The sequence below is a fragment of the Limnothrix sp. FACHB-406 genome (genome assembly GCF_014698235.1).
Lineage (GTDB): Bacteria > Cyanobacteriota > Cyanobacteriia > CACIAM-69d > CACIAM-69d > CACIAM-69d.
On sequence record NZ_JACJSP010000008.1, the window covers coordinates 128,757 to 149,560 of the forward strand.

Annotated in this window: 19 protein-coding genes and 1 riboswitch; of the genes, 11 read left to right on the forward strand and 8 right to left on the reverse strand. The window is 54.7% G+C overall.

The genetic code is table 11. The features are described from left to right. The first annotated feature begins 46 nt into the window (after window positions 1-46). Window positions 47-1,744, forward strand: coding sequence for an AIPR family protein (locus tag H6G53_RS10275; protein WP_190532627.1), 1,698 nt, complete (start codon window positions 47-49; stop codon window positions 1,742-1,744). Window positions 1,745-1,849: 105 nt separating this feature from the next. Here H6G53_RS10275 and H6G53_RS10280 read toward each other — a convergent pair whose 3' ends face one another. Then, complete coding sequence (locus tag H6G53_RS10280) at window positions 1,850-2,392, reverse strand: cofactor assembly of complex C subunit B (RefSeq protein ID WP_099535163.1); 543 nt, start codon at window positions 2,390-2,392, stop codon at window positions 1,850-1,852. 172 nt (window positions 2,393-2,564) lie between these two features. On the opposite strand from H6G53_RS10280, the gene H6G53_RS10285 reads away from it, so the two are divergent. The 6 genes from H6G53_RS10285 to H6G53_RS10310 all read left to right on the forward strand — a co-directional run bounded on the left by H6G53_RS10285 (window position 2,565) and on the right by H6G53_RS10310 (window position 9,230). Further along, on the forward strand, window positions 2,565-3,152 hold the full coding sequence (locus tag H6G53_RS10285; protein WP_158234543.1) for a DUF3611 family protein: 588 nt from the start codon (window positions 2,565-2,567) through the stop codon (window positions 3,150-3,152). Between the two features lie 180 nt (window positions 3,153-3,332). Beyond that, window positions 3,333-3,998 carry a HEAT repeat domain-containing protein gene (locus H6G53_RS10290; protein ID WP_190353995.1) on the forward strand — a complete coding sequence of 222 codons (666 nt, stop codon included), beginning with the start codon at window positions 3,333-3,335 and terminating at the stop codon, window positions 3,996-3,998. 275 nt (window positions 3,999-4,273) lie between these two features. Continuing rightward, complete coding sequence (locus H6G53_RS10295; RefSeq protein ID WP_099535169.1) at window positions 4,274-4,765, forward strand: Crp/Fnr family transcriptional regulator; 492 nt, start codon at window positions 4,274-4,276, stop codon at window positions 4,763-4,765. Window positions 4,766-5,053: 288 nt separating this feature from the next. Continuing rightward, window positions 5,054-5,989 (forward strand): ornithine carbamoyltransferase, encoded by a 936-nt coding sequence (gene argF, locus H6G53_RS10300; protein WP_190532692.1) that lies wholly within the window; start codon window positions 5,054-5,056, stop codon window positions 5,987-5,989. 1,199 nt (window positions 5,990-7,188) lie between these two features. Continuing rightward, on the forward strand, window positions 7,189-7,731 hold the full coding sequence (locus H6G53_RS10305; RefSeq protein WP_099535171.1) for a chemotaxis protein CheW: 543 nt from the start codon (window positions 7,189-7,191) through the stop codon (window positions 7,729-7,731). Window positions 7,732-7,955: 224 nt separating this feature from the next. Then, the gene (locus H6G53_RS10310) at window positions 7,956-9,230 is read left to right on the forward strand and encodes a response regulator (protein ID WP_190532630.1); all 1,275 of its coding nucleotides are present in this window, start codon (window positions 7,956-7,958) and stop codon (window positions 9,228-9,230) included. 7 nt (window positions 9,231-9,237) lie between these two features. On the opposite strand, the gene H6G53_RS10315 is transcribed toward H6G53_RS10310, so the two are convergent. Then, window positions 9,238-9,528 (reverse strand): hypothetical protein, encoded by a 291-nt coding sequence (locus tag H6G53_RS10315; protein WP_143473179.1) that lies wholly within the window; start codon window positions 9,526-9,528, stop codon window positions 9,238-9,240. A gap of 329 nt (window positions 9,529-9,857) precedes the next feature. Between H6G53_RS10315 and H6G53_RS10320 the strand changes: the two genes are divergently transcribed. The 3 genes from H6G53_RS10320 (at window position 9,858) to H6G53_RS10330 (ending at window position 11,721) form a co-directional block, all read left to right on the forward strand. Then, window positions 9,858-10,220: a response regulator transcription factor gene (locus H6G53_RS10320; protein WP_099535178.1), complete on the forward strand. Its 363-nt coding sequence runs from the start codon at window positions 9,858-9,860 to the stop codon at window positions 10,218-10,220. 38 nt (window positions 10,221-10,258) lie between these two features. Continuing rightward, window positions 10,259-11,302, forward strand: coding sequence for a tRNA (5-methylaminomethyl-2-thiouridine)(34)-methyltransferase MnmD (locus H6G53_RS10325; protein WP_190532633.1), 1,044 nt, complete (start codon window positions 10,259-10,261; stop codon window positions 11,300-11,302). Window positions 11,303-11,547: 245 nt separating this feature from the next. Beyond that, window positions 11,548-11,721 (forward strand): hypothetical protein, encoded by a 174-nt coding sequence (locus H6G53_RS10330; protein ID WP_158234544.1) that lies wholly within the window; start codon window positions 11,548-11,550, stop codon window positions 11,719-11,721. 93 nt (window positions 11,722-11,814) lie between these two features. On the opposite strand, the gene H6G53_RS10335 is transcribed toward H6G53_RS10330, so the two are convergent. The 6 genes from H6G53_RS10335 to H6G53_RS10360 form a co-directional block, all read right to left on the reverse strand. Then, a complete protein-coding gene (locus H6G53_RS10335) occupies window positions 11,815-12,609 on the reverse strand; it encodes an ABC transporter ATP-binding protein (protein WP_190353991.1) in 795 nt (264 codons plus the stop codon). Between the two features lie 149 nt (window positions 12,610-12,758). Beyond that, window positions 12,759-13,616, reverse strand: a complete 858-nt coding sequence (locus H6G53_RS10340) for an ABC transporter permease (protein ID WP_099535184.1) — start codon at window positions 13,614-13,616, stop codon at window positions 12,759-12,761. Window positions 13,617-13,686: 70 nt separating this feature from the next. Next, window positions 13,687-14,733: an ABC transporter substrate-binding protein gene (locus H6G53_RS10345; RefSeq protein WP_190532695.1), complete on the reverse strand. Its 1,047-nt coding sequence runs from the start codon at window positions 14,731-14,733 to the stop codon at window positions 13,687-13,689. Window positions 14,734-14,944: 211 nt separating this feature from the next. Continuing rightward, window positions 14,945-15,673: a hydrogenase nickel incorporation protein HypB gene (gene hypB, locus H6G53_RS10350; protein WP_190532636.1), complete on the reverse strand. Its 729-nt coding sequence runs from the start codon at window positions 15,671-15,673 to the stop codon at window positions 14,945-14,947. A gap of 296 nt (window positions 15,674-15,969) precedes the next feature. Further along, window positions 15,970-16,359 (reverse strand): hydrogenase maturation nickel metallochaperone HypA, encoded by a 390-nt coding sequence (gene hypA, locus H6G53_RS10355; RefSeq protein WP_099535190.1) that lies wholly within the window; start codon window positions 16,357-16,359, stop codon window positions 15,970-15,972. A 120-nt stretch (window positions 16,360-16,479) separates the two neighbouring features. Continuing rightward, window positions 16,480-17,658, reverse strand: coding sequence for an agmatinase family protein (locus H6G53_RS10360; RefSeq protein WP_099535192.1), 1,179 nt, complete (start codon window positions 17,656-17,658; stop codon window positions 16,480-16,482). A gap of 149 nt (window positions 17,659-17,807) precedes the next feature. Continuing rightward, a riboswitch (guanidine-I (ykkC/yxkD leader) is annotated at window positions 17,808-17,992 on the reverse strand. A 711-nt stretch (window positions 17,993-18,703) separates the two neighbouring features. On the opposite strand from H6G53_RS10360, the gene tkt reads away from it, so the two are divergent. Beyond that, window positions 18,704-20,713 carry a transketolase gene (gene tkt, locus H6G53_RS10365; protein WP_190532639.1) on the forward strand — a complete coding sequence of 670 codons (2,010 nt, stop codon included), beginning with the start codon at window positions 18,704-18,706 and terminating at the stop codon, window positions 20,711-20,713. The last annotated feature ends 91 nt before the right edge of the window (window positions 20,714-20,804 follow it).

The window sequence follows — 20,804 nt, forward strand, 5'->3', positions numbered from 1 at the left end:
TCTTTGTTTGATCCACAATGTTTGATCCACAATCTTATCAAGATCAATGGATATTAAGGCTTCGATTATTGATCAGCAGGTCGAGAGCCTAGCAGAACGCTTAAAACCCGAGTTGCAGGCACAGCTCGATCTCAATTTGCAGGGCGATCGAGGACGACTGAAATCCTTAGCCTTCATCCATCTATGTGTTCGGTCAATCCTAGATCTTGATGACCTAGCCACGCTTGATTGCATTGTGGATGGAGGGCAAGATTTTGGAGTGGATGCGATCTATGCCTCTGAAGAGCAAGATGGTGAATTCACGGTTTCTCTGTTCCAGGGTAAATATAAACAGAAACTGGATGGAACCAGCCATTTTTCCGAAGAAGGGATCAAGGGCTTAATTAATGCGATTCGGTATTTATTTGATCCGAGTATTAATTTAAATCAGAGCTTGAATCGCCGACTCCAAGCCAAAGTCGAAGAAATTAGAAGCCTGATTCGCGATGGCTATATTCCCCAAGTACGGGCGATCGCCTGTAATAACGGGTTGCGATGGAATGAACAGACCGATCGCCTGATTCAAATTGCGGGATTTGGCGATCAAGTGGAGTGGGAGCACCTCAACCCCGATCGCCTAATTAAATTACAGCAATCCAAGAAGCCCGTTAATGATACGCTCCAGCTTTCGGGAAAAATTCTGGTTGAGGATATTGAATTCAACCGAATCTTAGTGGGGCGAGTTGCCATTAGCGAGATTGCCACTTTGGTTGATCGCCATGGAGAGCGGTTATTTGAGCGTAATATTCGCCGATATTTGGGGCTTCAGAATAATCGAGTTAATGATGGCATTCGCCAAACCATTGAAACTAACGCCAGCTATCTCTATTTCTATAACAATGGTTTAACGCTAATTTGCGATAAATTTGAATACAACACTCTACAAGGCAGCGATCATCAGGTACGGATTCAAAATCTACAAATCATCAATGGTGGTCAAACTTGCATGACCATTTATAAAACATGGGTCAATGCACAACAGCAGCTACCACTCGACCAGGCTCGCTCAGCGAATGCCTATATTTTGATTCGCCTTTATCAATTATCCAGTTTCAACACTGATTTAGTTCAGAAAATCACCTTCGCTACCAATAACCAAAATCCGGTTGATTTGAGAGACCTGAAGGCAAATGATGAGCGTCAAGCGCAATTAGAGCTGGATATTGCGCAACTGGGTTATCGTTATTTAAGAAAACGCAGCTCAGAGCGCCCAACTCAGCAGGATATTACTTCATCGGAAGCAGCCGCAGCCGTTTTAGCTGTTTGGAGAAAAGCCCCTCATCAGGCAAAATCTTCTACTCGTGAGCATTTTGGAAAACTTTATAATCGAATTTTTACTGGCAGCTTAAATGGCACACAGATTATAAGTGCTACTTTGCTGTATAGGATTGCAGATCATCGTCGTCGCCAACCGGCAAATAGTGACCCGGATTTTGTGCGTTATGCTTCTTGTTTTATTGCCATGCAAATGGGGAAGTATCTTTTACAAGATTTGAAATTACAGCGAGTGGATGATTTAAATCATCAGCACTTTTTTAAAGTACAGGAGCTAATTCAAAATCAGGGATCCGAATATTTTGATCGCAGTGTCAAAAATATTGAGGATGCAATTCACCGTCTTTATTCAGCTTCCGCCCTCTCTTTGCAGCAATTGTCTGCAACCTTTCGGAGGGGTGATCTGATTAGTCAGTTAGCCGACTTTTAGACTGGGTTTCAATCGATTGTTAATTGCATCCTTAACGATTGCTGAGTGTTGCCCAAACGTTTCTTTGGCTCTGCCCAGCAACCAGCCCAGCTTTGCATGATTGGGTTAGTGGCTGGCGGGTCGGGTGGGTTCGAGGCCGAGGGATGCTTCGAGGGCGATGAGTTCGTCGCGGTGGGCTTTGACCCAGAGCCGGGCGATCGCCCCTTGATCATTGGTTTCGAGCTGCAATTGCACTTGTTCGGTGCGCTGGGCTTTGCGTTGATAGAACCAACCGGCAGCCGGGGCCAGGAGGACTAGGGCTAATCCGGCATTCTGGATTTGGGGAATGGTCATGGACAAAACGAGTCCCAGACACAGCAACCCGCCGGCCGCAAGGATGCTAAGGAAAATGGCAAGGGTAGGGCTGGCGGCCACCAGGCCTTCAAAGGTGACGCGATCGTTGTCTGCATCCCGATTCACCAAGCGATACGATCGCCCTGAGAAGTAGCCTCGGAGCCGATCGCGCAGTTCGGTTTCCGGAATGGTCTCGGGGATGTAGCAAGCCAGTTCCGTGCGGTCTTTGGCGGAAGCGCGGATGAAGAAGACCAGGCCGATTAACATCAACACCGTCAAGAACAGCGTGGACGAGACAACGACATCGTTGGACATGGCGAGTGACGGGATGTGGGGCGATGGGGGATGAGGAAGGTGCTGGGCTGGTGGCGTTTCTGGCAACAACTGCAACAATTAGTTACAAACTCAGCTCCCATCAGCATATCGGACTCGGGGCCGCGCGATCGAGCATGTTAAGGTGATCAGTCGTGTCCGCTCCCAGCCCACCGTGGTTAGCCAAGTTGAACGCATTGCCCGCTTGATGGGTCGCACCAGCACCATCAGCTTTTGGATCCAAATTTTTCTTGGGGTGATCGGCAGTATTCTGCTGTTGCTGACCACGCCCATGCTGTTTGCGCGCACCAGCCCAACGCCCGGTGCAGTTCCGGTGGGGCCGGGTCCGGGTTCGATCGGGGGGTTGGCGGTGGCCGTGGTGGCGATGCTGACTTTGCTGGCCAGCATCTATTACACCTTCACCAACACGCAACATGCGCGGCGGCTCCAGGCCCCGAAAAACGCCCGACCATCCAAAGCCGATACCCTCAAGCGGCTCCGGCTGGGGGTTTTGATTAATCTGTTTGGTTTGGGGTTGGCCCTGGTGGGGGCGGAGGCTGTGACGGGCCAGCTCACGAATAAGCTATTGATGCAAAGCAGTCCGTTTAATTTGGGTTTTGTGGATCCGAGTCGCTTCATTCAAGCGTTGGATGTGTTTGTGGTGTTGGGAAACACGCACGGGATGTTTGCTCATTTTTGCAATTTGACGGCCAATCTTTGGTTGATCGATCGCATCAGCAAGGCTGGGTCAAGCGGCGATTGAGGCGATCGCCTTGAAAGGGTCTTGAAAACGTCCCCATTGGCTCTTTGTTGATTTCAAGTTGTTGATTTCAGATTGTTGATTTCAAAGCCAATTTTCAAAAATCCCAATTTCAAAAAATCCCAATTTTTAAAAAACAGTTACTCAAAACAACAGTTACTCAATTCCAACGGAGCTATACCCATGTCGATCGCCCCTTCCCCTGAGCTGTCTTCGGATTTGTCTCCTGATCTGTCGCAACTCATCCGGGCGGTGGATGAGGCGGACTCGGTGGCCAAGATGGTTGGCGCGGTGCGATCGCTCGCGGCGGCCCAGGATCCGGCGGCGATTCCTACCCTGATGGCCGTGCTGGGATACAACAACCCCGGAGCGGCGGTGGCAGCGGTGGAAGGGCTGGTGGCCCTGGGGGAAACGGCGGTGGAGCCAATTTTGGCCCAGGTGGATGGCTATAACTACACGGCGAGGGCTTGGGCCTTGCGAGCGCTGGCCCAAATTGCCGACCCTCGGGCTTTGGAACTGTTGTTGGCGGCGGCTGAAACGGATTTTGCCCCCAGTGTGCGGCGGGCGGCGGCCCAAGGGTTGGGGGCGTTGCGTTGGGCACGAATGGCGGCGGAGCAAGTGCCGATGGCACGCGATCGGGTGTTGGCGGTCTTGACGGTAAATGCGACAGATTTGGAATGGGTGGTGCGCTATGCGGCGATCGCGGGGCTGGAGGGGCTGGCGCAATCGCAACCGACGCTGGGCGATCGCGTGTTAGGTTTGTTACGCGATCGGGCGACTGCTGATACGGATCTCGTGGTGCGGCTGCGGGCCCAATGGGCGATCGAGCAGTTGGCGGCCAAGGGCTGACCCATCATGCGATCGTTTCGTTAGCAACCCGTTAACCACCAACCGTTAATCACCACTCGTTAACCATCCATGAGTTAACAACCAACCGTTAACCATCGATGAGTTAACTAGCAAATTAACTAGCGAGTTAACGACCCGCAACCCACAGGCCCATTGGCCCATCCACAGGCTGCGGGTCAAAAACCACTCAATTGAACGGTCGCAACCGTAGCCTTGCCCCTTTGGCCCCCGGGATAGACTATGGGAAATCTTCAGGGGCCGCCGAGTGAGCGAAGATGAATTTTCGCGATTTTCCTGCATTCCGAGACCTGACCGCTGAACAGTTTCAGCGATTTCTCTCCTCCTGCCAGTCGGGAACCATCCCAGCCGATCGCACCATCATTCACCAGGGGAAACCCGGCAGCCACATCTTCTTCCTATCCAGCGGTCAGGTTCGCATCACCTTAAACACTGACTTGGGTGAACGGGAACTGAATGTGCTGTCGGCTCCCACGATTTTGGGCGAAATTAGTTTTTTCAGTGGCGAGCTGAGTTCCGCCAATGTGACCACGGCCACGGACGTTTCCGCGATCGCCATTGGGTTCAACACATTGCGGGCCCGGCTCTATGGCGGCGATGCGGCCTGTGCCATCGTCACCCTCCATTTGGCTTCCACCATTGCTGAGCGGGCCGCCCACATGACCCAAAAGGTTGTGGACTTTTATGGTCACCAAGCGGAGATCCAAAGCACAACCCACAATCTCTTTGGCGAATGGAGTTTTCTTTAAACCGGCAATCGCAAAACAGGCGATCGCAGTCCATATTTCAGATGACAGCCCCGAAAAGCAGTGCATTTCGACGCTGTTTCCACCAACGCCTAGTAGTAGGATTGGAGCTTTCCGGGACGCGGCTCGATCGGGAGACTGGCCTTTGGTGACGGCACAGCGGGAGCCAGCCCCTTGGGTTGGCCGTGGCTCCTGGGCTGTTGGCTGCTTGCCCTGGCCCGATCGCCCCATCACAACAGCCCCGTACCAAGCCCCATCACCCAACTCCAAATTTCTTGGGAATATCGTTTTATGGATGCCATCCCAGCACAACTTAAAGGGCGCAGTTTCCTGAGTCTGGCGGATATCGATCGCGATGAACTACAAGCGTTGCTGTCTCTGGCAGCGCAGCTCAAAGCTGGGACGATCACGCCCACTTGTAACAAAGTGCTTGGTCTGTTGTTTTCCAAAGCGTCAACCCGCACCCGCGTTAGCTTCACGGTGGCGATGTATCAACTGGGCGGCCAAGTGATTGACCTGAACCCGATGGTGACCCAAGTGAGCCGAGGGGAACCCCTGGAGGATACGGCGCGGGTGCTGGGGCGCTACTTGGATGTGATGGCCATTCGCACCTTTGACCAAGGGGACTTGGAAACCTTCCGGGATTATTCCGGCGTGCCGGTCATTAATGCCCTCAGCGATTTGGCCCACCCTTGTCAGGCCTTGGCAGATTTGCTGACGGTGCAGGAGGCCTTTGGCACTTTGGCGGGCCTGACGGTGACCTATGTGGGTGATGGCAACAATGTGGCCCATTCCTTAATGATGGCCTGTGCCATGGCGGGGGTGAATGTGCGGATTGCCACGCCGCCGGGCTATGAACCCAATGGACAAATGGTGCAGCGGGCGATCGAGTTGGCGGGCGATCGCGCCAGTGTTGTGGTCACCACGGATCCGATCGCGGCGGCGGCCGGGGCCCAAATGCTCTACACCGATGTGTGGGCCAGCATGGGCCAAGAAGACGAGGCGGAAGCCCGCAAGAGCCTATTTGCTCCCTATCAGCTCAATGAAGAGCTGCTGGCCAAGGCGGATCCGGAGGCGATCGTGCTCCATTGCTTGCCCGCACACCGGGGCGAGGAAATCACCGATGGGGCGATCGAGGGATCTCAATCACGGGTTTGGGATCAGGCTGAAAATCGGCTGCATGTGCAAAAAGCCCTGTTGGTCAGCATTTTGGGCCCCGATGCCTAGGAAATAACATCCTGAGAATGACATCCTGAGGCCGATCGGTTGGGGTGCAGCCCCGTGGACTCATGGCGGACTAAACGCCTCAACCGATCGCCTGGGTCGATCGCCTCAACCAATCGCCTCGGTTAACTTCCTGGGTCGATCGCCTTCCTCACAGGACTCAGCCCGGAGAAAGTTAACGTTATTTTTAATACTTAAAATTCAGAAATAATCCCGGAGATGACCAGCCCAGCCCCACTCGATCGCGCTGGAGCCGATCGCGAGGCCGCACCGCCAGCCTCGTCCTGCGCTGCCCTGGCCTCTCCCCGGAGGTTCAGGGAGCCATACGGTTGCTATTGGCTGATTTTGTGCAATCTTCAACGGTTTTTTGAAATTTTGCCATGATTCTGTCGCAGTTCTCGGTGCTTGTATCTCGATCAAGAATCTGCCTAGAATGGACTTAAAGGCTCATCGCTTGCTCTGACAAACTCGCCCGAATCAGGCAAAAATCAATCCAAACCGCTCCAAGCTACTCCCAGTTGATGCTGGTTGATGCTGACCGATTCAAATCAACTACGAAAGTGAGGAGAAATGGTTGCGGAAAATTCCAAGGAGATCAGCCCCAAAAATCAGCCACAATAATTCATCACAGCCGATTTTGCTTTGGGGTGCATTGCAATTTTCAAAACTTTACCTTTGAGCATTTAGGTCTGGTTTTGCATGTGCCTTTCTTGGTTTTTCGGTGAATTATGGTCAAGTTGGCATCATTGCATACATCAAACTACGCAGACTTTTCTCAACGGTTCGCGGTAGGAGTCTGATCCATCCCAAGCGCTCACCAGTCAACCCATTCACGCCAAGATTCTGGTCAAATGCGAGCGATTCCTGGTTTAACCCAAGCTGCCCAGGAAGGGCTAGGGACTGGCAAATTTCTATCTCAAAAGGCGATTCAATTGATTGCTGTTTTGGGTAGGGTAAAAGTAGGGTGAATAGTTAAGCAACGTTAACCGGATTGGTTAACTCAAGATTGCCTGACTTGAGAGGGCTAGCGGTGGATTTCCTAATCGTTGGTCAAGATCGTGATCAATCCAACCAATCGCCCAAGCCGCAATCGATCATGATTCCTTTGGAATCTCGATCGGGCGACGGGTGATGGGGGTTGACCACTGGGCGATCGAGTCTTTAGACCCCAAGGCGATGGCGCAACGGAGAAGAACGGAACGATGCTGTCAACTAATTTGACGGGGCCCACGGCGGCTTCCGGCCGCTCCCGTGCCCGAGAGTTACCCACCATTCGGGCCATTTGCTTTCGCTCCGGTGGGTATGAGTTCGCGCTGCCAATGGCGGTGGTGCTGAAGGTGACGCACTGTCCGCCGCTGGACAATGGTGATTGGAGTCGATCGGGCTTGGTCTACATCGACAGTCAGCTCATTCAGGTGCTGGACTTGGCTCTGCTGCTGGATTGTCCGGAACGATCGCCCAAGGGCATGGGCCAATTTCTCGTGATTGCTCGATCGGGAAACACGCTCTGTGGACTGCCCACGGATTCGCCACCGGACTCGATCGACCTGCCGCGCGATCAGGTGCTGCCGTTGCCGGCCCGCTTTGAGCGATCGCCCCTGGCTCACTTGGCCCAATGTGCCGTCGTGCTGTCTCCAGACACCACCCCACGCACCCTCTTCTTGCTCAGCCTGCCCCAGGCCCTCGACCAAGCCAACAGCGTCATGGGCACAACAGCTTCCGGCTCCCCAGGCTCAGCCAGTTGAGAAATCAGCAAACCAGACCGGCAAACGCCAGCTCAATTCATTGCTCGATCGTGGAATCAATCGTGATCGTCAATTTTGACCATCGGAATCGTTAATTTTCGATAATTTTTATAATTTCGATTCTGATCGTCAATTTCGATCGGGTGCATGAGACCAACCATAACCGCATGACTCTTCCATAACATCGCCCCTGTGCGCTTGGCCCGCCAACCCCAACTTTGACCATGACTCCAGACGATGCGACCCCCAACACCCTGAATGAATCGCTCGATCGATACCGACAGCAACAGTTCACCGGTCAAATCACCCTAGTTCCCACCAAAGGCAATCAACAGCGTTGGTCATTCTTTTTCTGTCTCGGTCGTTTGTTTTGGGTCGATGACGGCAAAAGCGATAACCGCCGCACCCTGCGCCTGTTGCAGGCCGTCTGTCCCAGCATCAAACAAAAGCGCTTTGCACTGCGGGAAGGGGATGCTTTTGCGGCCCAAAACTACAGTCTGTTGATGGTGTTGTTGCACCGCCGTGTTCTGTCCCAGGAACTGTTTTGCCAGGTGGTGAATGGGGTGATTGCCGAGGCGGTGTTTGATCTGCTTTGGCAAACCGGCGGCGCGGTGCAAGTGGGAACTGAAGTGCCCTACGACCCTCTGGACGTACTGAAGATGGCTTCGGTGACGGTGAAAAGCCATGCGGCAATTACGGAGGCGGCCCAGGCCTGGACTGCTTGGCAAGAAGCCCAACTGGGCGATTTCCATCCCGACTGGGCCTTGGCCATTCGCAGCACGGATCAGTTGCGGGAACGGTTGGCCCCGGAGGTTTATCAAAAACTGGCCTTGGCGATCGATGGCCAACGCACCGTCCGCGATCTGGCGGTGCTGATGCGGAAGGACGTGCCCACCATTACCCGATCGCTGGTTCCCTACATTCGCCGCAACATTATTGATCTGCACCCGATCGAGGATTTGCCATCCTTGGTGGTGCTTCCCACGCCGGGAGCAGAGGGCAACGGTCGATCGAGCGATCGCCGCCAAACAGTCCCCACCCCCGCCGCTGCCGCTGCCACCACCGCCACCGCCGCCACCATCGCCTGCATTGACGACAGCCCCCAGGTTTGCGCAGCCATGAGCCAAATCATTGAACAGGCAGGCTATGTTCCCCTTTGCATCCAGGATTCCACCCAGGCGCTCACGGTGCTGCTGGAGCGCAAGCCCAAACTGATCTTTCTGGATTTGATTATGCCCGTGGCCAATGGCTACGAAATTTGTGCCCAAATTCGGCGGGTGGCCCTGTTTCGGGATATCCCGATCGCCATCTTGACCGGCAGTGACGGCATCATCGATCGCGTCAGGGCCAAAGTGGTGGGAGCCACGGATTTTGTCAGCAAACCCGTTGAAACCGAAAAAATTTTGACCCTAATTCAAAAATATCTGAGCGCCGCCACCGCTCCGGTGAATAGTCCCGCTGGGGCAACGGCTGCCAGCTTGAACCCCAAAACGGGCTAAAAATTGCTCATTTGGAGCTAAAAAGCTCGCTTTTCAGCACTTTCGGCTGATCAATGCCTGAAATCTCTGTTTTTTGAAATTTTTTGAACCAATTTGGCACGGTCTCGCCCCCATCCCCTCTCGATTTTTGCTGTTGTTTCGCCCCCCATGTCCCATGCTGACTCCACCGCCAAGCAATTTTCGATGCCTGAAAAGGCAGAAGGTTCGCGATTCCCGCCCCATTCTGGGCCATGAAATGACTCAGGTTTCCATCGTGAATCAATCCCTTGACCCCTCGCAGTAAACGCTTAGAATGCACGATGGAGATTTGCTCTCCAATTGGGATGAGGGTCGATCATCATTGGGTCGATCGCCATTCAAGCGTTAGCAATTCAAATTTGCTGCTTGACTGATGCTTTTCTGCTTAGTCTATCTATTCTGTTCACCGCTGTTTACTCTGTTGGATTGGTTCTGTTTTTCGACTCATCATTGACCGAAAATTGACTCAGAATTAGTCCAGCGTTAGCCCAAAGTCAGCCCCAAGTTAGCCCCAAGTTGACGACGAATTGACTCGGAGTTGACACTCAGGGTTGGCTCCAAGTTAACGAAGCATCATCCTTTCAAACTCCTCCTCTCAGCCTTCTCCCTATGCAAACGATTTTGGTTGTTGAAGATAGCCCGACCGATCGCGGCGTGATGATTCGATATCTGCAAGATGCTGGTTTGACGGTGGTGGCCGTGGGCAGCGGGGAAGAAGCCCAGAAGGTTTTGGACACCCAAAAGCCCGCCTTGATTGTTCTCGATGTGATTTTGCCCGGTCAAAGTGGCTTTGAAATTTGTCGGCAACTGAAGCAAAGCGAAGCCACCAAAAGCATTCCCGTTGTGATTTGTTCCACGAAGGGAACGGACGTAGACAAAACCTGGGGCACGATGTTGGGGGCCAATGCCTATTTACGAAAGCCAGTCGATCCAGATGAGCTGATGCAAACGGTGCGGCGCTTTGTGCCCTAGCGGATTGCGTTGACTTGCGAAATCGGTAATCGAGCAGGATGAATTCCAGGGTGGTTGAAGGGGCGATCGATTGGGTTTCGGCTGAAAATGGCAATTTGTCGATCGAACCCACAGCGGACGGGTCTGTGACCTTTCGCTCAGAGCGGTTTGGCGAAACCTTCCACAGCCGCCAAGGGGCCTGGCAAGAGGCGCTGAGTAAGTTTGTGGAGCCCACCCATTTACCCCAACGGGCAACCAGTCAACCGGTGATTCGGATTCTGGATGTCTGCTATGGCTTGGGCTACAACACGGCGGCCGCCCTCACCGCCCTCTGGGCCCTCAATCCGGCCTGTGCGGTGGAGTGGGTGGGCTTGGAACTGGATCCAGTGGCCACAAGGGCAGCTTTGCCTTACCTGTTGGCCACGGCGCGATCGGCTGGGGCAGCGTTGGGGTTGGCGGAACCCATCCTCGGGGCGATCGCCCAATTGCTAACCGATCTGGCAGAACAGGGGCAAGCGGCTTGGTCGGCTCCGGCCTCTGTCACTCCAAAATTCAGCACCCCGGAATTAATCACCCCGGAATTAATCACCAGCCCATCATCAACCCCCCAATTTCGCGGGCAACTGCTGTGGGGGGATGCGCGGCAAACCTTACGGCCCGTCCTCGATCGGGGTTTTCGGGCAGATGCGGTGTTTTTGGATCCCTTCTCACCACCCCGCTGTCCGCAACTGTGGACGGTGGAATTTTTGGGAATGGTGAGCCGCTGCTTGGCTCCCGACGGCCGCTTGGCCACCTATTCATGCGCGGCGGCGGTGCGATCGGCCCTGTTGGCGGCGGGGTTGCAATTGGGGGCTACGGTTCCCTTTGGCCGGCGCTGGCCGGGAACTGTGGCGGCCTTTGTGCCCTTAGATTTACCGCCCCTTTCAGCCCAAGAACAAGAACATTTGCAAACCAAGGCCGCCGTTCCCTACCGCGATCCCCACTTGACCGACGATGCGGCAACGATCCTCGATCGCAAAAACCAAGAACAGGCGCGATCGCCCCTTGAACCCACATCCCGCTGGAAGCGTCGCTGGTTTGGCGATTGTCGCGCCAAGCATTAATCACGCCAGGCATTCATTACGCCAAGTACTAATCACACCAAGCATTCATCGCACCAGGCATTGCACCAAATATCCAAAATCATCTAACCCATCAGTTATTTAACCCATCAGTTCACCGCCAGCCCGCTCAAGCCCCAGAGAGCCACTGGCACAATCGAACAACACCCGTGCGGAAATCCTGATCCGCCACAGAGTTGCATTAGTCTGGTTGAACGACGTTGCGACGATAGGTAACGATCTGGTCTATGGATTATTTGAAGCTTCCTGAAATTTTCTTGGCGCTGCTGCTGCTCACTCCGCTGCTTTATGCCTTGACGCATTTCCTGTGGGAGCTGAGTCCGGTGCTGGCGGTCATGGTTTACTTTGTCGGGGTTTTAGGCATGGGCATCCTGGGCTTTCGGATTGTGGATGAGTCTTGAACATGGTGTGGCGGCCAAAATCTGCCCAAACCTGCCCAAATCTACCCAAATTTGGGGATTAATTAGCCCTGAGCGCACCCCGTTGCCTAAAACCTAGGCCGACTGAGGTGGGGCCGTCAGTTCTGGAGCGGTGGATTCCGTCTGTCGCAACAGATCCAAAATTTGGTAGCGATAGTCCTGAAAAGCGCTCGATCGCCGCAGGGCCTCATCCCGTTCCGCTGGTAGCTCGATCGATAACTCTCGGCGAATCGTGCCCGGCCGCGCACTCATCACATAGACCCGCTGCGACAGAAACACCGCCTCTTCCACGTCGTGGGTGATGGTCAAGATAGTAGTGCCCGTATTGCGCCACAGCTCCAGCAGAAAACCCTGCATCGACTCGCGGGTTTGCACATCCAGCGCCCCAAAGGGTTCATCCATCAGCAGAATCTTTGGCTGGGAAGCCAGGGCCCGGGCGATCGCCACCCGCTGTTTCATCCCACCGGACAACTCCTTGGGCAGGGCCTTGGCAAAGGGCAACAATCCCACCACATCCATATAGTACCGGGACTGTTCGTAGCGATCGGCGATCGGGGCCCCCTGCAACTTCAACCCAAAACCAATATTTTCCTCAACGGTCATCCAGGGGTAGAGCGTGTAGCTTTGGAACACCATGCCCCGATCGGCTCCCGGCCCCGTCACCGGTTGCCCATCCACCAACACATCCCCCGCAGTGGGTTGCTCCAGCCCCGCCACAATTCGCAGCATGGTGGATTTTCCCGATCCGGACGCACCCACCGCACAGACAAATTCACCCGTTTCCACATGCAAATTAATATCTTTGAGAGCGACCACCGGGCCGCGACGGGTGGCAAATTGCTTATACAAATGCTTGACTTCTAGATGCATTGCTCATTGATTCCGTACTCATTGATCCCGTGCTCATGAATTTCGCGTTCAATTCCAATCAATTCGATCGAGCGATTACTGTGCCCATTGATTCTGCGCTCAGTTCAAATTAGCTTGATCGAGGGATGACTGTTTTTTCATCTGTGGGATTATTTCACCGCCCATCGACAGGAAAAGCGCAAAAACATCCGAAACAAAATATCGATCGCCAAGCCAATTAAACCAATCACAATCAAGCCCGCAAAAATCTCGTCGGTTTTCAGAAAGCGTTGAGCCACGCTAATTCGCCGCCCCAAGCCCTCCGTAGCCGCCACCAATTCCGACACAATCACCAAGTTCCAAGCCGCCGCCATATTCACCCGGCAGGTGTCGATGATTCCGGGGGTGATGTAAGGAAAAATGACTTGAAAAAGTACCTGTAACCGGTTGCCGCCCAAGGTATAGGTAGCTTCAATCATTTCCTTGGGGACAAACTTCACTGAGTCCATCACCATCAAGGTATTGAAAAAGAGTGTGCCAATAAAAACCAAGAGAATTTTGGGCACTTCTCCGAGTCCGAAATACAAAATCAACAACGGAATGAAGGCGGTGGCAGGCATGTAGCGAACAATGCCCACGATCGGCTCCAGGAGCGATCGAATGCTGGCGAATGTGCCCATCAACGTGCCCAGGGGGATTGCAATCACCGTGGCCAGGGCAAACCCACCCAAAATCCGCATCAAACTAAATTGAATATCCTTGGGCAATGCACCGCTGTTCCAAAGCTGCCCGATCGCCCCCACCACTTGGGCCGGAGAGGGCAAAAACAGGGGCCGCACCCAGCCCGTGCTGGCCAGCAGCCACCACAGCACCAAGGGCACCCCGATCGACAACCCCATCAACGACCAACTGAGCCGGGACGGAATCGGATCGGCGATCGTCCAAAAGGTGCTGGGGCGCAGCATCCGAGCGGGCCCCGGATCGCGCACTAGGGGCGGATTGTGGGGAATGGGCACATGGGAAGTCATGGTCTGAGGAAAGAGGGTGAGTTTGCAGGGCCATGAAAGGGGCGATCGGGCAGCAGATGACAGGCTCGCCCTAGGTTGCCGGTTGGCGTTTGGCGGCGTAGGCCTTCACGAAGCGATCGTCAAAGAGTTTGTTCAGATTTGGCTTCGATTTTGCCAATCCAGAACTGGTTAAAAAGTCCGAAATTTCTTGGGCAGCAAACACCAACGAAGAGCGATCATTTCCTGGCTGAAAGGCCTTCAAATTGTCCTCCAGGGTAAAGATCTTGGTTCCTGCTTCATATTCCCGATATTCCTCAACGGAAACTCCCGCCCGTTGGGCCATGATGCTGTAGGATTTCTCGGGATTTTGCTTAATGTAATCCAGCGTGGCAAACCAACTATCCACCAAAGCTTGCACGGCCGCCGGTTGCTCATCCACTAGCTTGCGGCTAACTGCCAGGTGATCGGAAATGGCTCCCGGGAAGTCTCGAGAACTGAAGAGTTCACGGCTGCCGGGTCGCTCCAAGGCCTTCGTGGTGAAGGGTGCAAAAACGCCCACCGCATCCACCTGACCGGCCACAAAAGCCGCCGCTGCCGCGCCAGTTTCCAACGGCTGAATTTGAATATCTTCCGGAGCCAAGCCAGCTTTTTTCAAGCCCAAGAGCAATAGGAAATGGTCAACGGTTCCTTCTTCAACGGCAACCCGTTTTCCTTTCAAATCAGCAATTGTTTTAATCTCAGCACTGACAATAATTTTGTCATTGCCCGTGGAGTTGTCATTGGTTAAAACAATCACCTGATCGGCCCCAGCGGCCAAAGAACTAATCGTGTCGTTCAGGGTTTGGGCATTGCCATCCAACTGCCCCGCATTCAGGGCGTTAATTGAATCTAAATAGCCGTCAAACCATTTCAAATCCACATTGACTTGGTTTTGATCGAAGATTTTGGCTTCTTGGGTCACCTGCCAAGGAACCCAACCGGGCCAAACGCTAAAACCCATTCGGACGATCGGGGCGGTGGTGCTGCCGGGAGTGCCGTTGGGACTGCCACCGGAGTCAGGCGCGGGCGCACAGCTAATGGACAGAAACAGGGCGGCCAAAAAACAGCCCAACCAACTGAGTAATCGACGACGTTTCAGGGCATTCAGCTTGAGGGCATTCATAGGCTTTCAGGGGCTTTCAGAGGTTTTCGTGAATGGACAGAAAGATGAGAAATTCAAAACCAAGGGACTCAAAACAAGGGAACTCAAAACCATCGGCTCCAGAGCCAGAAGTTGAGCAAACAAGATTGCCTCAATCCTTACCCTCCAAAAAACACAGGGCAATTCCGAAGAACTGCCCTGCAAGGTTTTAGGCGGTGGCCAGGGTGGCGACCCGATCGCCCGGTTGAGTCGTGGCCGGCTGGATCGATCGCCCCGTGGCCTGGCGCACCCAGTTCAACCAATCGGCTAACCCTTCGCCGGTTTTGGCGCTAACCGGGAAAATCGCCACCCCTGGGTTGATTTGCCGCACGTTGGCCATGATTCGATCGAGATCCACCTCCAAATAGGGGGCCAAATCCGTTTTGGTGATCAGCAAGCAATCGGCCTCCCGAAACATCACCGGATATTTCAGGGGCTTATCTTCCCCCTCCGTGACGCTCAGGAGCGCCACCTTGGCATGTTCACCCACCTCAAATTCAGCGGGGCAAACCAAGTTCCCAACGTTTTCCACCACGACCAAATCGATCGTTTGGGGATCCACCAACGTCTTGAGCTGATGGATGCCCCCAGAGACCATCCGCGCATCCAGATGGCACGATCGCCCCGTATTGATCGCCACCACCGGCACGCCACACCGCCGCAGTCGATCGGCATCCAGTTCCGTGGTCATGTCCCCTTCAATGACTGCGATCGCCAACTCCGATTGCAACGCGCTCAGGGTCGCCTCCAACAGGGAGGTTTTCCCTGCTCCGGGGCTGCTCATCACGTTCAGGCAAGTGATTCCCCACTCGTCAAAATGCTCGCGGTTGTGGTCTGCCCCTGCCTGATTTGCGTGCAGCAGGTTCATTTCCAAGGCCGCGTCAAAGGTTTGGTGCATGGCGATCAACTCCTAGGGCAAGCAACAGCAAAACGACAGCAAAACAACAAAAAAATGGCAAGAAATCAGGCAAGAAAATGACAAGAAATCAGGCAATGGAAAGGAAAACCAATAATCAGGATCAAAAGCCCGATCGCCCAAAAATAGCCAGACCTAGCAACACCAGCATTCGAGATCGCCAGAAACGGCCGCTCAGGGTGGATTGGCGTTAAACCACATTGGGATCAGCCGTTTCAATGCCGTCCCTCCGGAGGGGATCCGCCACCGCCACCGCAGCGCTCCCCTCGGAAGCGTCACTAGGCCGCAGCCCAGCGATCGGTTTGGGTTTCCTGATGGGCGTTCTGATATTCAATGTGGGAAATTTTCAGCTCCCGACCCGATCGAATGTCCTCCATCGGTGCGTCACAGGTGGGACAGGCGTAGTGCAAACCCACCTCTGGCCGATATTCCGCTTGGCAAGCGTGGCAAAAGGCCACCAGCGGCACCGACTCAACCACCAACTCCGCCGCCGCCAGAAATGTCCCTTCTCGATAGGCATCGAAGGCAAACACCAGCCCCGCCGGTTCCACGCAGGTGAAATCTCCCACCCGCAGATGTACCCGCGAAATTTGCGGGCGATCGGGCTGGGACTCCCACCAATCCCGCAACGTCAACACGAGCGATCGGGTCATATCGACTTCATGCATGGGCGCACCTATTCCTTAACTGGGTTAGAGGTCTGGCACTGGGTTGAGATATCAGGTACTGAGCGAGATATCTGAAGTTCATGACCAGTCCCCAAAAACGTCAGGGCCACTAAAGGGCCACTAAGACCAGCCATCCTCAAAAATCTGCGCTTCCTCATGGATATAGGACGGCTTTTCCCGGCGCGGCAACTGTCCCGACAGCACCAAATTCGCCATCGCATCGCAAATCACCCGCGTTGCCATCAGGGAAGTCATGTCGCTGATGTCGTAGGGCGGCGACACCTCCACCACCTCCAAGCCACAGATTGGCGCTTGGCGAATAATCCGCGACAGCAGATACAACGCCTCCCGAGGCAGCAAACCGCCCGGCTCCGGCCAGCCCGTTCCCGGCACAAACCCCGCATCAATGCAATCAATATCGAAGCTGATATAAACGCAATCGGTGCCGTCCAAGGCGCGTTCCAAGGCAAAATCCACCGCCGCGTCTAGCCCAATTTCCGTGATATCCGTCACGGTCAGAATGTTGGTGGCCCGTTCTCGACAAACCTTCACGCCTTGGCGCGGCACTTGCCAACCGCCAATGCCCAACTGCACCAGGTTCTTGGCCGGCGCATTCTGAATGTTGGTGGCGTGGAACCAAGGACAGGTGTGCATCCGCTCATCGAGGTCGGTTTCTTGGGTATCCACATGGCGATCGAAGTGGATAATGCCCACTTTTTTGTCCCCCAAATGGCGACAAACGCCCCGCACTGTGGGATAGCCGATCGAGTGGTCACCGCCCAAAATAATCGGGAACGCACCCGATGCAAAAATGTGGGCAATTCCCTTAGAAATCTGATCAAAAGACTTCTCATTGTTGGCGGGAATTGTGAAAATATCCCCCACGTCACAGAGGGTAATTTGTTCCCGCAAATCAATGCCCAGCTCAAAGTTATAGGGCGTGTAAAGAGCCGAAATACGCCGAATTCCTTGGGGGCCAAACCGCGTTCCGGGGCGATAGGTTGTGCCGGAATCATGGGGCACACCCACAATGGCCACGTCATAATTTCCCACCTGGTTCACATCTTCCAGGTAGGGCGCTTTCATGAAGGTATTAATTCCAGCATAGTGCGGCAATTCTCCCCGAGAAAAGGTCGAAATTGTCCGGTCTTTGATGCTGTCGGCGGCTTCCAAACCAAACCGCAGGGCCTGATCTACTTCCTGCTGCCAGCCGGTCATGGGCAGCCGAGCTTCTAAATCCAAGGCACGTTTTGCTTCGGATTCGCCACCCTGATAGTTGGGACGTTCAAAAATACTCATCGATCGCGATGGGGGTTTGGGTTTGCAAATGACTACGGAAATGGGGCCGAATCGATCGCTCCATTCGGCTGAGGTCACCTGCGCGAACTTCCCGAAAATCCGAACTACAAAGCCCGGTGGTTCCAGGCAATCCACGCGATGTGCCTTTGACCTCCCGGGCTTTTATCCCGCCGTGTAGCTGATGCTCAAAGCTGGTTTTCAAGGCCAGAGAATTGGGGATAAATCCACTGGTCACGCCACTGAGCCATCAGCTTGCTTCTCTCGGACCAGTCACAGCGATCTGAAATTCTTTTGGAATTACCTGGAAGCTGCCGGAACCCTAGAAGCCATGTATGTTTAGCTTACCCTCAAACATACCCTAGGCAAAAGCCAACCCAAAAGTTGTATCCCCCACTACGGGATGCAAATTAACTAGCCCGATCGCAACTCAAAATAACAACTCAAAATGACAACAAAGGTTACCAGTCAATTAAGAATCATCTCGATGCATGAAAAATCATGGCCCACCACCCTCCTCCTCAACGCTAAATCCATCGTCAAATCCATCAGCTCCCATCCCAATCCATCCACCCACCGCCTCACCCACTGAAGTGATCGGCCATGAAGACGTTCTTGAGTGCTTCCCCAAGGCGGCTTAGGCACGGCGCAGCTTAAGCACCGGTCATCAGCGCCGGTTAACCGATGCAAATTAATGAAAATTCGCGGGTTAGAAAATTCGCGGGTTAATTGAGCGGGTTAATCAATTGGTCGATCGCCCACTGCCTGGGTCAATTTCCGTCCCGATCGCCCCGTCATCACACCTTTTTTAATCACTCCGGGGCCCCACTCAGGCTCCCAAAGACTTCTCCATGTAGCAATTCCACGGTCTGCTTGCTCCCATTCCCCTCTGGTGAGATAGTGTAGGGGCTAACTCGGGCGGTCGTAGTCCATCTGCCTACTGCGACGCGCGCTCTACACCCCGGGATTTAGCTGTTTCTTGAGATCGCGGCGCGCGCCGATCGCTGTCCCCCACTCACCTTCTCCAGTCGAACGAGTTCGAGCAAGTATGGCTGTCGCTACCCAATCCCTCGACGAACTGTCTATTAATGCCATTCGCTTTTTGGCGATCGATGCCGTTCAGAAGGCGAACTCGGGTCACCCCGGTCTGCCGATGGGCGCGGCTCCCATGGCCTATGTGCTGTGGAATCAGTTCCTCCGTTTCAATCCCAAGAATCCGAACTGGTTTAACCGTGATCGCTTCGTATTGTCGGCTGGCCACGGCTGTATGTTGCAGTATGCGCTGCTACATCTGACGGGCTATGACAGCGTGACCATTGAAGACATCAAAAATTTCCGTCAGTGGGGATCGCGCACGCCCGGCCACCCCGAGAACTTCGAAACCCCCGGCGTGGAAGTTACCACCGGCCCCCTGGGTCAAGGGATTTGTAACGCTGTGGGCTTGGCCGCTGCGGAAGCCCACTTGGCTGCCAAATTCAACAAGCCCGATGCCAAGATCGTCGATCACTACACCTACGTGATCCTGGGCGATGGCTGCAACATGGAAGGCGTGTCCGGTGAAGCTTGCTCCTTGGCTGGCCACTGGGGCTTGGGCAAGCTGATCGCGCTGTACGACGACAACCACATTTCGATCGACGGTAACACGGATATTTCCTTTACCGAAGATGTCAGCAAGCGCTTTGAAGCCTATGGCTGGCACACGATCCACGTGACCAACGGCAACACGGATTTGGCGGCGATCGCGAAGGCGATCGAAGAAGCCAAGGCCGTCACCGACAAGCCGACCCTGATCAAGGTCACCACCACGATCGGCTATGGTTCACCCAACAAGGCCAACACCGCTGGCGTACACGGTGCGGCGCTGGGCCCCGACGAAGTGAAGCTGACCCGCGAAAGCTTGGGTTGGAGCTACGGCGAGTTTGAAGTGCCCGCCGAAGTGGCCGAGGGTTGGACGAAGAAGGCGATCGAAACCGGTGCCAGCCTGGAAGCCGAGTGGAACAGCATCTTCGCCCAATACAAGACCCAGTACGCCGCCGATGCCGCTGAATTTGAGCGGTTGCTGCGCGGTGAACTGCCCCAAGGTTGGGATGCGGATCTGCCCACCTACACCCCCGCTGACAAGGCGGTGGCAACCCGGAAGCATTCGGAAATCTGCCTGAATGCGATCGCCCCCAAGCTGCCCGAACTGATTGGCGGTTCGGCGGACTTGACCCACTCCAACCTGACCGAGCTGAAGTGCTCCGGCGACTTCCAAAAAGGCGCTTACGAAAACCGTAACGTCCGGTTTGGGGTGCGCGAGCATGGCATGGCCGCCATCTGCAACGGCATCGCCCTGCACAACTCGGGCTTGATTCCCTACTGCGCCACCTTCCTGGTGTTCGCCGACTACATGCGCGGCGCGATGCGTCTGTCGGCCCTGGCGGAAGCCGGTGTGATCTACGTGTTGACCCACGACTCGATCGCCCTGGGTGAAGATGGCCCGACCCACCAACCCGTGGAAACGATCGCCTCGTTGCGGATCATCCCCAACATGCTGACCCTGCGCCCCGCCGACGGCACGGAAACCTCCGGTGCTTACAGGGTGGCCGTGGCTAACCGCAAGCGCCCCAGTGCCCTGGCCCTGACTCGCCAAAACCTGCCCAACCTGGCCGGTTCCAGCGCTGACAAGGTGGCCCAAGGTGCTTACGTGATTGCCGATTGCGAAGGCACTCCCGAACTGATCCTGATCGGTACCGGTTCGGAAGTCAGCCTCTGTGTTGCCGCCGCCGAGCAACTGACCGCTGCCGGCCGCAAGGTGCGCGTGGTGTCGATGCCCTGCATGGAGCTGTTTGAAGAGCAAAGCGCCGAATACAAGGAATCGGTGCTGCCCGCTGCCGTCACCAAGCGGTTGTCGGTGGAAGCTGGCACGACCTTCGGTTGGGCCCGCTACGTGGGTTCGGCCGGCGCTTCGATCGGGACGGACACCTTTGGCGCTTCGGCTCCCGGTGGCGTGTTGATGGAGAAGTTCGGCTTCACCGTCGAGAACGTGTTGGACAAGGCTAAGGCCCTGCTCGGCTAATCCCCGCACCAACGCTCAGCTTGGATGTTCGGTTGCAAGGGGTCACGGCCCCTTGTGACCCGGCAGACCACTGAATCTCGTTCGACAATTT

Coding starts and splice junctions, on each gene's coding strand:
- H6G53_RS10320 (WP_099535178.1), top strand. CDS start 9,858: ATGCAAACGATTTTGGTTGTTGAAGATAGCCCGACCGATCGCGGCGTG.
- H6G53_RS10335 (WP_190353991.1), bottom strand. CDS start 12,609: ATGCATCTAGAAGTCAAGCATTTGTATAAGCAATTTGCCACCCGTCGC.
- H6G53_RS10280 (WP_099535163.1), bottom strand. CDS start 2,392: ATGTCCAACGATGTCGTTGTCTCGTCCACGCTGTTCTTGACGGTGTTG.
- argF (WP_190532692.1), top strand. CDS start 5,054: ATGGATGCCATCCCAGCACAACTTAAAGGGCGCAGTTTCCTGAGTCTG.
- H6G53_RS10305 (WP_099535171.1), top strand. CDS start 7,189: ATGCTGTCAACTAATTTGACGGGGCCCACGGCGGCTTCCGGCCGCTCC.
- H6G53_RS10340 (WP_099535184.1), bottom strand. CDS start 13,616: ATGACTTCCCATGTGCCCATTCCCCACAATCCGCCCCTAGTGCGCGAT.
- H6G53_RS10295 (WP_099535169.1), top strand. CDS start 4,274: ATGAATTTTCGCGATTTTCCTGCATTCCGAGACCTGACCGCTGAACAG.
- H6G53_RS10275 (WP_190532627.1), top strand. CDS start 47: ATGGATATTAAGGCTTCGATTATTGATCAGCAGGTCGAGAGCCTAGCA.
- hypA (WP_099535190.1), bottom strand. CDS start 16,359: ATGCATGAAGTCGATATGACCCGATCGCTCGTGTTGACGTTGCGGGAT.
- H6G53_RS10290 (WP_190353995.1), top strand. CDS start 3,333: ATGTCGATCGCCCCTTCCCCTGAGCTGTCTTCGGATTTGTCTCCTGAT.
- tkt (WP_190532639.1), top strand. CDS start 18,704: ATGGCTGTCGCTACCCAATCCCTCGACGAACTGTCTATTAATGCCATT.
- H6G53_RS10310 (WP_190532630.1), top strand. CDS start 7,956: ATGACTCCAGACGATGCGACCCCCAACACCCTGAATGAATCGCTCGAT.
- hypB (WP_190532636.1), bottom strand. CDS start 15,673: ATGCACCAAACCTTTGACGCGGCCTTGGAAATGAACCTGCTGCACGCA.
- H6G53_RS10330 (WP_158234544.1), top strand. CDS start 11,548: ATGGATTATTTGAAGCTTCCTGAAATTTTCTTGGCGCTGCTGCTGCTC.
- H6G53_RS10325 (WP_190532633.1), top strand. CDS start 10,259: ATGAATTCCAGGGTGGTTGAAGGGGCGATCGATTGGGTTTCGGCTGAA.
- H6G53_RS10360 (WP_099535192.1), bottom strand. CDS start 17,658: ATGAGTATTTTTGAACGTCCCAACTATCAGGGTGGCGAATCCGAAGCA.